Annotated in this window: 12 protein-coding genes; 4 read left to right on the top strand and 8 right to left on the bottom strand. The window is 47.8% G+C overall.

What is annotated here, in order from left to right:
* Window positions 1-2: 2 nt before the first annotated feature.
* Genes ACQY2W_RS04615 through ACQY2W_RS04605 form a run of 3 tightly spaced genes read right to left on the bottom strand, consistent with a single transcriptional unit; the run spans window position 3 to window position 3,139 of the window.
* On the bottom strand, window positions 3-1,154 hold the full coding sequence (locus ACQY2W_RS04615) for an efflux RND transporter periplasmic adaptor subunit (protein ID WP_428049850.1): 1,152 nt from the start codon (window positions 1,152-1,154) through the stop codon (window positions 3-5).
* A gap of 3 nt (window positions 1,155-1,157) precedes the next feature.
* Window positions 1,158-2,492: a TolC family protein gene (locus tag ACQY2W_RS04610; RefSeq protein ID WP_428049848.1), complete on the bottom strand. Its 1,335-nt coding sequence runs from the start codon at window positions 2,490-2,492 to the stop codon at window positions 1,158-1,160.
* On the bottom strand, window positions 2,489-3,139 hold the full coding sequence (locus tag ACQY2W_RS04605) for a TetR/AcrR family transcriptional regulator (protein WP_428049846.1): 651 nt from the start codon (window positions 3,137-3,139) through the stop codon (window positions 2,489-2,491). Before ACQY2W_RS04605 ends, ACQY2W_RS04610 begins: the two co-directional genes overlap by 4 nt.
* A 147-nt stretch (window positions 3,140-3,286) precedes the next feature.
* On the opposite strand from ACQY2W_RS04605, the gene ACQY2W_RS04600 reads away from it, so the two are divergent.
* Window positions 3,287-3,814: a type IV pilin protein gene (locus ACQY2W_RS04600; protein WP_428049844.1), complete on the top strand. Its 528-nt coding sequence runs from the start codon at window positions 3,287-3,289 to the stop codon at window positions 3,812-3,814.
* A gap of 9 nt (window positions 3,815-3,823) precedes the next feature.
* Here ACQY2W_RS04600 and rlmB read toward each other — a convergent pair whose 3' ends face one another.
* From rlmB to ispH, 3 genes are read right to left on the bottom strand one after another with little or no spacing between them, the layout of a single operon-like run.
* A complete protein-coding gene (rlmB, locus tag ACQY2W_RS04595; RefSeq protein WP_428049842.1) occupies window positions 3,824-4,579 on the bottom strand; it encodes a 23S rRNA (guanosine(2251)-2'-O)-methyltransferase RlmB in 756 nt (251 codons plus the stop codon).
* An 11-nt stretch (window positions 4,580-4,590) separates the two neighbouring features.
* Window positions 4,591-5,691, bottom strand: coding sequence for a 6-phosphofructokinase (locus ACQY2W_RS04590; RefSeq protein ID WP_428049840.1), 1,101 nt, complete (start codon window positions 5,689-5,691; stop codon window positions 4,591-4,593).
* Window positions 5,688-6,566: a 4-hydroxy-3-methylbut-2-enyl diphosphate reductase gene (gene ispH, locus ACQY2W_RS04585; protein WP_428049838.1), complete on the bottom strand. Its 879-nt coding sequence runs from the start codon at window positions 6,564-6,566 to the stop codon at window positions 5,688-5,690. Before ispH ends, ACQY2W_RS04590 begins: the two co-directional genes overlap by 4 nt.
* A gap of 94 nt (window positions 6,567-6,660) precedes the next feature.
* On the opposite strand from ispH, the gene ACQY2W_RS04580 reads away from it, so the two are divergent.
* Complete coding sequence (locus ACQY2W_RS04580) at window positions 6,661-7,359, top strand: type IV pilin protein (protein WP_428049836.1); 699 nt, start codon at window positions 6,661-6,663, stop codon at window positions 7,357-7,359.
* 54 nt (window positions 7,360-7,413) lie between these two features.
* Here the strand turns inward: ACQY2W_RS04580 and ACQY2W_RS04575 are convergent, their stop codons facing one another.
* Window positions 7,414-8,262: a hypothetical protein gene (locus tag ACQY2W_RS04575; RefSeq protein ID WP_428049834.1), complete on the bottom strand. Its 849-nt coding sequence runs from the start codon at window positions 8,260-8,262 to the stop codon at window positions 7,414-7,416.
* Window positions 8,263-8,482: 220 nt separating this feature from the next.
* Between ACQY2W_RS04575 and ACQY2W_RS04570 the strand changes: the two genes are divergently transcribed.
* The gene (locus tag ACQY2W_RS04570) at window positions 8,483-9,004 is read left to right on the top strand and encodes a type IV pilin protein (protein WP_428049832.1); all 522 of its coding nucleotides are present in this window, start codon (window positions 8,483-8,485) and stop codon (window positions 9,002-9,004) included.
* A gap of 64 nt (window positions 9,005-9,068) precedes the next feature.
* Here the strand turns inward: ACQY2W_RS04570 and ACQY2W_RS04565 are convergent, their stop codons facing one another.
* Window positions 9,069-11,432: a sodium-translocating pyrophosphatase gene (locus tag ACQY2W_RS04565; RefSeq protein WP_428049830.1), complete on the bottom strand. Its 2,364-nt coding sequence runs from the start codon at window positions 11,430-11,432 to the stop codon at window positions 9,069-9,071.
* 148 nt (window positions 11,433-11,580) lie between these two features.
* On the opposite strand from ACQY2W_RS04565, the gene ACQY2W_RS04560 reads away from it, so the two are divergent.
* Window positions 11,581-12,744: an ankyrin repeat domain-containing protein gene (locus ACQY2W_RS04560; RefSeq protein ID WP_428049828.1), complete on the top strand. Its 1,164-nt coding sequence runs from the start codon at window positions 11,581-11,583 to the stop codon at window positions 12,742-12,744.
* Window positions 12,745-12,746: the final 2 nt, after the last annotated feature.

The following is a 12,746-nucleotide window of genomic DNA, read 5'->3' as shown; positions in this document are numbered from 1 at the left end:
GTTTACTTTCCCTCCGCGTTGGGCATTGCCAGTTCGCTCACGGTAACATCTTGGTTGTTTTGCAATTTTTGTTGGCCGATAGGCACAATGCGCTCGCCGTCTTCCAACCCGGCGACCACGACATATTGTCCGTTGACCATATCTCCGAGCGTAACGTATTTTTGAATAACTTTATTGTCGGCATTTACGGTCATTACGTATTGGCCGCTGGCATCTTGCGAAACAGCTGTTTGCGGAATTAAAATCATCGGGCGGAATTTGTCCATGCTGACCGTTACGTTTACGTAGTTGCCGGGGATGAGTTTATTTTCTTTATTATCGGCTTGTGCGTAGACGGCAATAGTAGCAGTTTGGGCGTTAATTTCGTTGTCGGAAAACACGTTGGCTTGCGGCATTTCAATCGTTTGTCCGTTGGGCAGCGCAATTTGGATGTCCGGCTGTTTGGTGGTCAGTTGGTCCATGCCCGATAAACGTTCTTTATCGGTAATGGAAAACACCACGCGGATTGGGTCCATTTGAATCACGCGGGCCAGCCGGTCCGCGCCGGCTTTGGCTAAATTGCCTTTGGTCATAAGGGCTTTGCCGATGTAGCCGCTAATCGGGGATCGGACCTCGGTATATTGCAAATCTAATTTAGCCAAATCTAAACTGGCTTGGGCTGATTTGACGTTAGCTTGTGCCGTAGCCAAATTGCTTTCGGCTACTTCCAAATCGGCTTTAGAAAGCATGCCGTCTTGATAAAGCGATTTTTCACGGTTGTAGTTGCTTTGAATTTGTTTCAAGCTGGCTTTGGCTTTTTCCAAGGTGGCCTCCGCGGCAGAAACGGCGGCTTTGTAGCGGGCTTGGTCAATAATAAAAAGCACGTCGCCTTCTTGCACCAGGGAGCCGTCTTTAAACAACACTTGGTCAATGTAACCGGATACTTGCGGGGTTACATCGGCGGCGTTGATGGCCTCCACTCTGGCGATAAAGTTTTTGCCTAACGCCATCGGCCGTTTGGTTACGGTTTGTACGACTACACTGGCCGGGCCGCCGCCGCGTTGCCCGCCGGCTGCCCCCGTCATCATGTGTTTGGCCGTCAAAAAGCCGATCACTCCCCCTGCAAGAAGGACCAGCAAGTATTTTGTGTAACGTTTTACTGTTCTTTTATTCATAAATCAATTTTCTCCGATGCTTTTATATAAGTTGGCTTTGCTAAGCAGTAAGCTGTAAAAAGCCGTAATTTTATTTTGCCGCGCGTCGGCCAGTTGGGCTACGGCGGAAAGTAAATTCAAAATATCCGTTTTACCTACTTCATAGTAGCGGAAAGCTACCCGGTGGTTTTCTTCGGCGCTTTCCAAAACGGTTTGGCTGATTTCGTAGGAACGTTGGGCCGTTTTATAGTTTTGGTAGGCACTCCATACTTCATTTTCCACTTGACGTTTGATGTTTTGCGTTTGATTTTGGGTCTGTTTGTATAAGTAAGAAGCTTGCTCGGCCGCGTACATATTGGCAAACCCGGAGAAAATCGGCCATTGGAGGAGCAACCCGGCGGCATTGTTGGCGGCGTAGGGCGCGTGGTGTTTCCAGTTGTCCCCTATGCCGGCCGTGGCGGTTGCACTAAGCGAAGGCAACAGGCGCGCGCGGGTGGCCGTCAAATTGGCTTTGGCGGCCTCTTGCGTATGTTGTTGGGCCAAGAGTTCCGGGCGTTTTGCTAACGCTTGCTCCATGAGTTCTTGTACATTGTCGTTTTTGATTTCAGTGTCTTGGTCGTTGAAAGTGGGTTTGGTTAACTCAATCGGCGTATCCGGCCGTAAGTTAATCAGTACAGCCAACGCGCCGCTGTTTTGTTTGACTAAATTTTCATGTTGCACAACGGCAAGCAAAGATTGTTCGTAACGTGTTTTGGCTTGCAATTTGTCACTCAAGGACACCATGCCCAGTTTGTAGCGTTTTTGGGCCTCTTCGTAGGATTGCTTGTACGTATCCAAACTGGCGTTAGCACTTACCAAAGATTCTTGTTCGGCGAGCAACTTTAAGTATGCCGTTTGCACGGCCAAAAGTAAATCTTGCATAGCGGCACCGTATTGCGACTGGGCGGCTTTGGTATATGAACGGATACTGCGTATGTTCGCTTCACGTCCGCCGAAGTTAAAAAGTAACCACGATGCTTCGGCTTTGCCTTGTATAGGTTCATTTTGCAGGTAGGAGCCGTGTTCTATTTTTTCGCCGGTAATTTGGCCGATACCTGTTAACGTAACAGATGGCAAATAGTCAGCGCGCGACGCCCCGAGCGTGGCTTCTTGCGCTTTAACGCTCATATATTGCGAAGCCAACGCCGGGTTGGTGCAAAGACTGATTTGGATGAGGTCTTCTAAGTTCAAGCTTTGCGTGGTTACGTCTTTATCCACGCACCCCTGCGGCGGACGTACGAGATAGGCGCCCAACGGGTCTAATGCCGCGGCGGGCAACGTCAAACTGCATAACGCAGCTAAGAACAGATATTTTTTCATTTTGTTTCTTTTCCTTTTTGATACGAATTTAAAATAGCCAAGGTATGATGCCAAACGACATCTTTGATTTGTTGGCGAAGCGAGGGGGAAATATGAGAAATTCCTAATTTGTTCAAAATAACCAGTCGGTGGCACTCGGAGAGCATTACTTGCCCGAAAATGCTATGAGCTACCACTAACAACTCGGGCGATCTGGCGGGCAAGCCGGTCAGTTTAACAAGTAACAAGTGGGGCAATTCTTGATACGGAGCCAAGTGCGATAAAAGCATTTTGCGCATAGGGGCAGACTCCAATTCCACCCGTGTAAAAATGCGCTCCAACGGCAAATCGCGGTTGCTCAGCCCGCACTCCAATAAATAATCTAACATGTGCCGCAATAATTTTAAAGCTTGCTCGCGCGAATAATTACGCACATCTTTTTCCGTCGGGAGCGGAATATTTTTTCCCCATGATTTGCGGCGGTGTTCTTCTGCCAAAAATTGTAAAGTTTCTTTGTATAGCTTGCGTTTATCGCCAAAATAATAACGGATAGCCGATACGTTTACCCGTGCCGCGTTGACAATATCCCGCACGGACGTGCCCGAAAAACCTTTTTGGGCAAACAGGCGTGTGGCGGCACGGAGAATTTTTTGGCGTGTATCTTTCATACTTAAATTATATAAAAAACGAGGGTAAAAATTCAAACAACTGTTTGAATTTATCCTTTTTGATTCAAAAAGAAGAATCTTGCCTATTGACTTTGTTTTTTTTTTTGATTTAATTTAGAAAGACATAAACTCAATGGAGGGATATGTATGAAAAAAGAAAGTCGTTTGTTGGGCTGTTTAGACACAAAAGCATTTACGTTAATTGAATTATTGGTGGTTGTACTGATTATCGGTATTTTAGCGGCGGTGGCGTTGCCGCAATATCAGAAAACAATTTTAAAATCACAATACAGTACACTCAAAGATCGCGCACGTACTTTAGCACAGGCCCAACAAAGGTATCATTTGACTAACGGGACGTACGCCGAGGAATTGGCTGAATTAGATATTGATTTTGCTATCACGCGAGAACAAAAAAACATGCATTCTTTTTATCTCTATTTTAGAGACGGAACCCGATGTGAAATATATTTTGGGGCGAACAACCGCGCTGAATGCGGAAAAGTCATCTTTGGCAAATGGATATTTTACGAACGGGATAATTCGGGGGAGTATAGCCTTTGTTCCACAAACAGTACTAATACAAACGATATGTTTAATAAATTATGCCAAAACGAAACCGGAGCCAATAGTTCTTGCTCGGAAACAAAATGCTATTATTCTTACAACTCCTAAAAGTACCACCTAACGCAGTTGCACTTTGGCCATCATGTCGTACATGATGATACTGGCGGCGGCAGACGCATTTAAACTATCCACTCCGCCTAATTGTTTCTGCTCAATGGAAACAATCTCGTCGCAATTTTCGGCGGTTTTTTCGCGGATGCCAAACCCCTCGGAGCCGATTACCAATACCGCAGGTGAATTGTATTGCACTTTATGGATAGGTTTGCCGGCCATATCCGCACCGTAGATCCAAAAGCCCTCTTCTTTGAGGTCATTTAAAGCGGCAGACAAGTTGGCTACTTCCACAATGTTGACGTTTTCAATAGCCCCGCACGCTACTTTATACACAGCGGGCGTGATGCCGACGGTCCGGCGGTTGGGCAAGATAATGGTAGAAAAACCCAAACACGCCGCACTGCGGATGATTGCGCCCAAATTTTGCGGGTCGGTCATTTCGTCCACGGCGAGCCATAAATCTTTTTTGTTTCCGTCGGATTCGTAAATAGCATTGGATAATTTCATCAAACGCACCGGCTGAATTTTAGCCATAATGCCTTGGTGATTGGCGTTGCGGGTTAAGCGGTCCAATGTTTTGTTATCAATGCGGTCAATTTTTACGTTAGCGCGTTTGGCCAGCCGGATAATATCTTCTACGGCGCGGTGCCCGGCTTTACTGTCGGACACGTACAGTTGGGTGACGTTGCGTTTTTTACTGCGTAAGGCCTCTTGTACCGGGTGAATCCCGTAAATCATATCTAAATTATTTTCATTCATAAAAACACCTCTTAACCGATTTCGCGCGAGCCGAAACTCATGCCCACTTCCAACGCAGCTTTAACTTCCGCCCCGTGCGGGTCTACGCGTTTTAAGTTAGCAATTGCATCGGCAATTTTTACTTCGTCCATACCGAAGTTGTGAAAAGCCGCCATGTAACCAAACTTGCCTTCCAAAATCATATCCATGGCTTTTGAGCCGTAGAGCGTAGAGAGCCAGCGGTCAAACGCCGTTGGTGTGCCGCCGCGTTGGGTGTGGCCCAGTACGCACGCGCGCGATTCAATGCCGGTTTTGCTCTCAATCATATCGCTTAATTTATTAGCAATACCGCCTAAACGGATAGCGTCTGTACTGCCCGCTACCGTGCGCGCAATGGCTTGTTCGCCTTGTTCGTTTTTCGCGCCTTCGGCGGCGACAACGATACTGAAATTTTTACCCTTGGCTTTGCGGTTTTGGATGTAATTAACGATTACGTCGTCGTTATACGGAATTTCCGGGATGAGCACAATGTCGCCCCCGCCCGCGATAGCGGAGCGCAAGGCAATCCAACCCGCATAACGGCCCATGGTTTCCACAATCATCACGCGGTGGTGGCTTTGGGCGGTGGTGTGTAAGCGGTCAATGGCTTCCGTGGCGATGTGCAAGGCAGAGTCAAACCCGAACGTCTGATCGGTAGCAGACAAATCGTTATCAATCGTTTTGGGCACAGCCACAATGGGCATCCCCATTTCCACAAACTTTTGCGACATGTGAAGTGTGCCGTCGCCGCCGATCGTAATTAAAGCATCCAACATATTTTCTTTAAAATTGTGCATGACTACGGAAGATAAATCACGCGGTTTTTCCGGCGTGCCAAACGGCGGCAACGTGTAGTTAAACGGGTTAGCGAGGTTGCTGGATCCCAAAATTGTACCGCCCAACGTCAAAATGCCGGAGACGGTATCGCCGGATATTTTAATAAACTCGTTGCGAACAAGTCCGTCAAAACCGTTTTTAAAACCTAACACTTCTATCCCGTGGCTCAGCGCATTTTTGCTGGCCGCACGAACGACGGCGTTTAAACCGGGGCAATCTCCTCCGGCTGTTAAAATTCCGATACGTTTAATTGTCATTTATCCCCCTTAGGTGCTTGGCGGCGCAACTGACGCACGCGGTCCACGACGCGGTCAATGACCCACTCGGGCGTGGAAGCACCGGCTGTAATAAAAATTTTTTTAGCTTGTAAAATTTGGTTTTCGTCCAGTTCTGTTTCCGTTTCCACATGCGCAACAGCGGAAGAAAGTTCTTTACATAGTAGCGCCAAGCGGGCGGTGTTCGCGCTGTGTTTGCCGCCTACTACAATTACTAAATCGGCACTTTGTGCGCACTCAATGGTTTCTTTTTGTCGTTCTTTGGTTGGCTGGCAAATCGTGTTTGAAATTTGGCAAATGTCCGCTCGTTTTTTGATTTCTTCGGCGGTTTCGTAAAAGACACTTTCTTTTTGGGTGGTTTGGGATACCACATTAACTTTATCAAAATGCGGCAAATTTTTGGCTTCTTCCGGCCCGGAAACAACCGTGCCGCGCCCTTGCGTATATCCCATAAGTCCGATTACTTCTGCATGGTCGCCGTCGCCCACAATTACCGTATGATATCCTTGCTTGGCAAATTTATCAATGATGTTTTGCGCGTGTTTTACAAGCGGACACGTAGCGTCTTCCACCGTCATACCGCACGATTCAATTTCCTGTTGAAATTGCGGTGTAATACCGTGCGCACGGATCACAAGTACACCGGATTTGTCGGTAGCTTGGTCGGGCGAATCAATGGCGGTAATTTGTTTGGCGCAGAGCATGTCCGTCACTTGTTTGTTGTGAATTAAAGGCCCAATGGTATAAACGGGCTTTTTGCCCGCGGCCTCTAATTCCAGCACTTTTTCAATGGCGCGTTTGACCCCGGGGCAAAACCCCGCCCGTTTGGCTACGATAACATCCTGTGTTGCAGACATACTTATATTATAGAAAAAAACGGTTATAAAAAATTTTACTTGACATCGTTTTTTTTTTTGCTACATTTTATTAAATGAAACAAAGGAGGTTTTTATGGAAAAAGAAAATAAAAAAAGTCTGTCATGCCGGAAGGTTTTTATCCGGCATCTTCGTATTTTTGTTTCTGATGGGATGGTTAACGAGCGAGAGGAAATCAGAAGATCCCGGATTACAAATTTCCGGGATGACAGGTCTTTATTTAATAACGGCAACGCATTTACGCTTATTGAATTATTAGTCGTCGTGTTAATCATCGGTATATTGGCGGCGGTGGCGTTGCCGCAATATACAACGGCGGTGGAGAAATCACGTGGTACGCAGGCATTAGTTCTTCTCAAATCGGCGGAGCAAGCCGTGCAACGGTATTGGATGGCAGCGGGTACCTATCCTGCCAGTTTTGATGACTTGGATATAGAAATGCCCGATTGGACAGGTACTACCCAATGGTATACGGCAGATGAAAATCACGTGTTAGATGTACGTTCTAACGGAGATTGGTCGTTGCAATTGTACAAAGATAATGATAGTAATATATCGCTATTTATGGGTCGGATTTCGGGCAAGTATAAAGGGGGCGGGTTTTCGCGCTGGGCTTTAACAAGTAACGGAATTGCCCAAGATAGATCTCGTTGCCATGAAATGGTGCAAGGAGCGATGAGTTTTGCACAAGCGGATGGGGCGTATTGCACGCAAATTTGGAAAGGCACCTTTTTGCCGGGAGGGGTTGCTTTCCGTAACTACACTATGCCGTAGAAAAACCGGGGCGAAATAAAAAGTTTCGCCCCGGTTTCACTTAATATGCAAATTTTATCTTCCTACCCAGTTGCGTAAGGCAAACCACGAGAGGAAACTGACTCCAAAGAAAATCAGCACGAGTATCACAAACCATATTCCGCGCCACATGGGTGTATTGGTGCTGGTCGGCGTGTCTTGCGCGGCAAATTGTTGCAACATAGCGGTTGCGCGTACGTCAGGGGCGGCGTCCGTAACGACGGGAGTGGAGGAACTGTCATTGGTTTCGCGGTCTAATTTTTCCACTAATTTTTCCAACTCCCCTAAAATTTGCAACGCACGGAAACGGAACGATTCCATCTCCTCTACCGGAATCAAGCGGTGTTCGTGGTAGATAAGGGCGTTTTCGTTGAGTTCCAAATAAATATTCGGTTGCGTTTTAAAAAGTCCGATAATCATGGGCGTAAATAAAATGCCCGATGCTTGGCTTGGCGCATGCAGGCGGTAACGTGTATCAATGGCGGGGATATTTGTTTTCATCAGCATATGTTGCGAGCGCGCAAACGGCGACGACAAAGGAGCCGCTTTTAATAACGGGAATTGCCGTTTTTTAAGTTCTGCCGTAAAAATGGTAATGTGTTGCAATTTGTTTTTGGCATTTTCATCTTTATAAATGGTATCGTCGGCCCAGCGGATAAAAGCTACGTTGTCCGAGCAAGTAAATACGTTGTTATACTGATGAAAGTATTGCGTAAAAAACTCTAAGCGTCCGGCAGTTAATTGGGTGGTAACGGTGTCTTTGCGTTTATCAAAAGCACACCCGTTAGCCCGGGCAATACGTGCCAGATCGGCCGTGCGGGAACGGGTGGAGGCCACTAGCCCCACTACACATCCGGCAATAATAAAAGAAAGAATTAAAGTCATACCTATATCATAGCATAAAACACAACAAAAAACCGTCGCTTGTGTGGGCCGGGTTATTTGTAAATTTTCCGTCGGAAAAATAAAATACAGAGCAACACTGCACAAACAGTGTGGCTCTAATTAAGTGAAAGTTGACTCCCAAAATGCCTGCCCCCGGCAAGGGGGGGTTGACATCTTTTTTTTTTTGCTACATTTTATTTAATGATAAAAAGGAGGTTGTATGAAAAACAACAAAGCATTTACGCTTATAGAATTATTGGTGGTGGTTTTAATCATCGGCATTTTGGCGGCGGTGGCGTTGCCGCAATATCAAAAAGCGGTATGGAAAAGCCGTTTTGTTCAAGCTAAAATCATGGCCCGGAAAATTGCCGATGCGGAGGAGGTTTATTATTTAGCCAATGGTGCTTATACAGACGACTATACCCAACTGTCTCTGGATCTTCCGACCACATGGGTAGATGACCATAACCATATGGTCGGGTTTTCTTGGGGCAGTTGCACAATGTCGGCAAATCAGGCGACCCAGCGCGCATCGGTGTATTGTGTGTTACCCAACAGATATTTATCTTATTACGTTGACTATCAAAATAGTTCTTACGCGCATGGAAAAACTTTTTGTTTGGCTACCGGCCTTTCCGGTAAACCGGCTACGTCTGATATCAATTACCAAATTTGCAAAAGTGATACAAACGATCCTTATCCTGCCAGTTGGGGTGATAATACCTACGGGTGGGATTACTAAATGTGTATAGGGTAAACAAAGAACCCCGCTCCTAAGAGCGGGGTTCTTTTGGTAAAACTTACTATTATTTCGTTACGTCTTGTGCCGGTTTTTTGCTGGATAAAATCGCCCAACTTAAAACCGCCAAGAGCGCAATTACAACCACCCAACCCAGTTTGCCTAAGGGGGTAAAGTCGTTGTGGTAGTTTACAATGATAGGCGCAACGATCACGGCTACCATGTTCACTACTTTAATAAGCGGGTTGACAGCCGGCCCGGCGGTGTCTTTTAAGGGGTCGCCCACCGTGTCGCCCACTACGCTGGCTTTGTGGCGTTCGGACCCTTTACCGGTGTTGGCGGCAATATCAGAGGGCTCATCTTCCACCACTTTTTTGGCGTTATCCCACGCACCGCCCGCGTTAGACATAAACACCGCTAGGAGTTGCCCGGAAACGATAATTCCGGCCAAGAAACCGCCTAACGCTTCCACGCCAAACGCTAAACCGACGATAATCGGCGAAACAATACCCAGTAACGCCAAAATGACCAATTCTTTTTGCGCGGCTACCGTAGAGATATTAACCGCGCGGGTATAATCGGGTTTGGCTTTGCCTTCCAAGACGCCCCCTTTAAATTGGCGGCGCACTTCCTGCACAATTAAAGCAGCGGCGCGGCTGACGGCGTTAATGGCAAACGACGAGAACAACCACGGCAGAGCCCCACCGATAAGCATCCCCACAAATACAACCGGGTTGGAAACCACAATGCCTACGTTAGACAAAAGTTCCAAGGCCTTGCTATCGCCCGCGGCGGCCCACGCATCATTTAAGAGGCGTTGGACGTTGCTGACGTCTACCATGTAAGAGGCAAACAAAGAAACCGCGGCAATCACGGCAGACCCAATCGCCACGCCTTTGGTAATGGCTTTAGTGGTGTTGCCTACGCCGTCTAAATCAGCCATAATTTGGCGGGCTTTTTTCGTTTCTTCGTCGTCGTGACCGTGCCAGCTCATTTCGCCGATACCGTTGGCGTTATCGGCAATCGGGCCGAACGAGTCCATGGCCACGTTGTTACCGGTCAGCGTGAGCATACCGATACCCGTCATGGCTACACCGTAGAGAATAAAGTTAAATTTCTCTACCGGGCTTAAACCGTCAATCGTGCCGAACACGACTACGGACAAGAAGATAGACGCTGCAATCACTAAGGTCGTCCACACGGCACTTTCAAAACCGACGGCAATACCCGACAAAATCGTCGTGGCCGAGCCGGTAGCCGTTGCTTTTTTAATTTCTTGTACCGGTTTGCCTTCGGTGCCGGTAAAATATTCGGTCAAGCGGTCAATGCAGATTGCGAGCAAAATACCGATAGTTGTAGCCGCAAACGGACGCCACCAACCGCCGGGCACGTTGGCCATATAGAAGTAAGCGAGCACGCCGAAAATCGCCACGGAAATCGCGGCGGAAATGGAGTACCCTTTGAAAATAGCTTTCATCGCGTTACCCGCGGTGCGTTTGGAATCTTTCACCGCGTACGTGCCGATGATAGAGCACAGCACGCCGATACCGCGTACCAAAAGCGGATAGACAATCCATTCGTGGTGGCCGGTAATGCGCCACAACGCAATACCTAAAATTAAGCCGGACACGATCGTCACTTCATACGATTCAAAAATATCGGCTGCCATACCGGCGCAGTCGCCTACGTTGTCGCCCACGAGATCGGCTACTACGGCGGGGTTGCGCGGGTCATCTTCCGGGATGCCGGCTTCCACTTTGCCCACGAGGTCGGCACCAACGTCCGCGGCTTTGGTATAAATACCGCCGCCCACACGCATAAAAAGCGCAAGCAGCGTGCCGCCAAAACCGAAACCTAACAAAGCATCCGGCGCGGCAATACCGAAAATGATAAAAATAATCGTTCCGCCGAAAAGCCCGAGCCCGTCGGTAAGCATACCGGTTACCGTGCCGGCGCGGTACGCAATACGTAACGCGTCGCCAAAACTGCGTTTAGAGGCCGCGGCTACACGCACGTTGGCGTCCACGGCAATACGCATACCCAGTTGACCGACGAGCAGCGAAAACACCGCACCCAAAATAAACGCACCCGCACGCCCGAAAGCGGCAATGAGTTTTACTTTGTCGGCGGATAAACCCGCAAAGCGTTCCATGGAGTCTTGCGACACAGGAACGATGTAAACAGATAAAAACAAACAAACGGTCAGTAAACCGATTAACGGCAAAATCGTTTTTAGCTGACGTTTCAGATAGGCATTTGCCCCTTCTTCAATAGCACTCCATACTTTAACCATTTCCGGGGTGCCGGTATCTTCACTCATTACTTGCTTGCGCAAAAATAGCGCGTACAACAACCCCAACACCGCAATCAAAAGCACGCCAAACAGCGCGTACTGTTCAAAACAGCGTAGGGAGCTAATTCCGTACCACATGTTTTTCTCCTTGTAAAAAAATAATTGAAAGACTACCTATATTATAAACATCCGTCCTAAAAAGTGCAAGTTTTTTTTGACCGTAACTTTTTGACACGGTCTCGGCAATTTTATATAGTAAATAACTGTATTTATAAGGAGGATAAAGATGTGGTTTTTTATTATCGTTTTTTGCGCCTTGTGCGTTCTTTTTAAATCTGTTTTTGCGGTTTTGCCGTTTATCGGCAGTATCATGCTGTTGGGTATTTTGTTGTTTTTGGCGTTGTTTTTGTGTTGGACGCGCAGACAGCCGGTGCTGTTAGTGATCGTCATTTTAGCGGTGATTGGTTTGCGGGGATATTTAACCTTACCACAACCGGCGCAACCGGTAACTGCCCCTGTGGCGGTAATGCCTAAAAAAACGCCAACAGATACGGCGCCTCGTCCGTCGGAAATACCGGCCGGACAACCCGTGTGCCCGCCGGACGTAAATACGGCCCATGAACACGGGTGGACTCCGCTTAAACAAGCTATTTTTGAAAATGATGTTCAAAAGGTTTCCGAATTATTATCCCAATGCGGCGGCGACCCGAATTACGAACAAACATGGCTTACGGCGTTGCAATATGGAGGGGCGGAAGTGATCGCGGCGTTATTGGCCAAAGGCATGGTAATTCCTAACGATGTTTCGGGGGTCGTTTTGCTAGCGTATGCGGGCCAAGCGGAACCTGTAACGGATGCACTTGCACAAGGCAGACTTTCCGCACAGGAAAAAGAGTATCTGCTCCCTTGGGCCGCCGCCGGAGGGAATGCGGCGGTTGTCCGTATGTTGTTAGAAAACGGCATTACCCAAAACCGTAGTTTGGCGTTGCAGACGGCGGTTAATACGGGCCGGACAGAGGTGGTCCGCTTGCTTGCGCAAGGACAGACACTTCCCGAAAAAGAGCAAAAAACGCTCATGCGCTACGCCGTAGAAAAAGGGCAGGTGGACATTGTTAAAACACTTTTGGAAACGGGGATTGATGTGAACACGACAGATCCTTTTGGTTTTGGGCAGACGTCCTTATTTATTGCGGCACGCAAAGGCGATTTGATGATGACGGAAACACTGCTTGCGGCGGGGGCCGACCCGAATTTGGCAGATGCGACGGAGCGTCAAACTCCCCTGCATGAGGTGGTGGAATCATCGGGCCGGATAGAGGTAGTACGTGCCTTGGTGGAAGCCGGGGCTGATGTAAATGCCAAAAATAACCGTCCGCAAACACCGCTTCAACTGGCCGTAAACAAACCGGAAATTGCCGAGTATTTACGTGCCCACGGTGCACATGAATAGAG

Source organism: Candidatus Avelusimicrobium caledoniensis, assembly GCF_902756455.1.
GTDB classification, from domain to species: domain Bacteria; phylum Elusimicrobiota; class Elusimicrobia; order Elusimicrobiales; family Elusimicrobiaceae; genus Avelusimicrobium; species Avelusimicrobium caledoniense.
The sequence above is the reverse complement of the archived record's forward strand: the minus strand, read 5'-3'. Positions and strand labels throughout refer to the sequence as shown.

Coding starts and splice junctions, on each gene's coding strand:
- ACQY2W_RS04615 (WP_428049850.1), bottom strand. CDS start 1,154: ATGAATAAAAGAACAGTAAAACGTTACACAAAATACTTGCTGGTCCTT.
- ACQY2W_RS04610 (WP_428049848.1), bottom strand. CDS start 2,492: ATGAAAAAATATCTGTTCTTAGCTGCGTTATGCAGTTTGACGTTGCCC.
- ACQY2W_RS04605 (WP_428049846.1), bottom strand. CDS start 3,139: ATGAAAGATACACGCCAAAAAATTCTCCGTGCCGCCACACGCCTGTTT.
- ACQY2W_RS04600 (WP_428049844.1), top strand. CDS start 3,287: ATGAAAAAAGAAAGTCGTTTGTTGGGCTGTTTAGACACAAAAGCATTT.
- rlmB (WP_428049842.1), bottom strand. CDS start 4,579: ATGAATGAAAATAATTTAGATATGATTTACGGGATTCACCCGGTACAA.
- ACQY2W_RS04590 (WP_428049840.1), bottom strand. CDS start 5,691: ATGACAATTAAACGTATCGGAATTTTAACAGCCGGAGGAGATTGCCCC.
- ispH (WP_428049838.1), bottom strand. CDS start 6,566: ATGTCTGCAACACAGGATGTTATCGTAGCCAAACGGGCGGGGTTTTGC.
- ACQY2W_RS04580 (WP_428049836.1), top strand. CDS start 6,661: ATGGAAAAAGAAAATAAAAAAAGTCTGTCATGCCGGAAGGTTTTTATC.
- ACQY2W_RS04575 (WP_428049834.1), bottom strand. CDS start 8,262: ATGACTTTAATTCTTTCTTTTATTATTGCCGGATGTGTAGTGGGGCTA.
- ACQY2W_RS04570 (WP_428049832.1), top strand. CDS start 8,483: ATGAAAAACAACAAAGCATTTACGCTTATAGAATTATTGGTGGTGGTT.
- ACQY2W_RS04565 (WP_428049830.1), bottom strand. CDS start 11,432: ATGTGGTACGGAATTAGCTCCCTACGCTGTTTTGAACAGTACGCGCTG.
- ACQY2W_RS04560 (WP_428049828.1), top strand. CDS start 11,581: ATGTGGTTTTTTATTATCGTTTTTTGCGCCTTGTGCGTTCTTTTTAAA.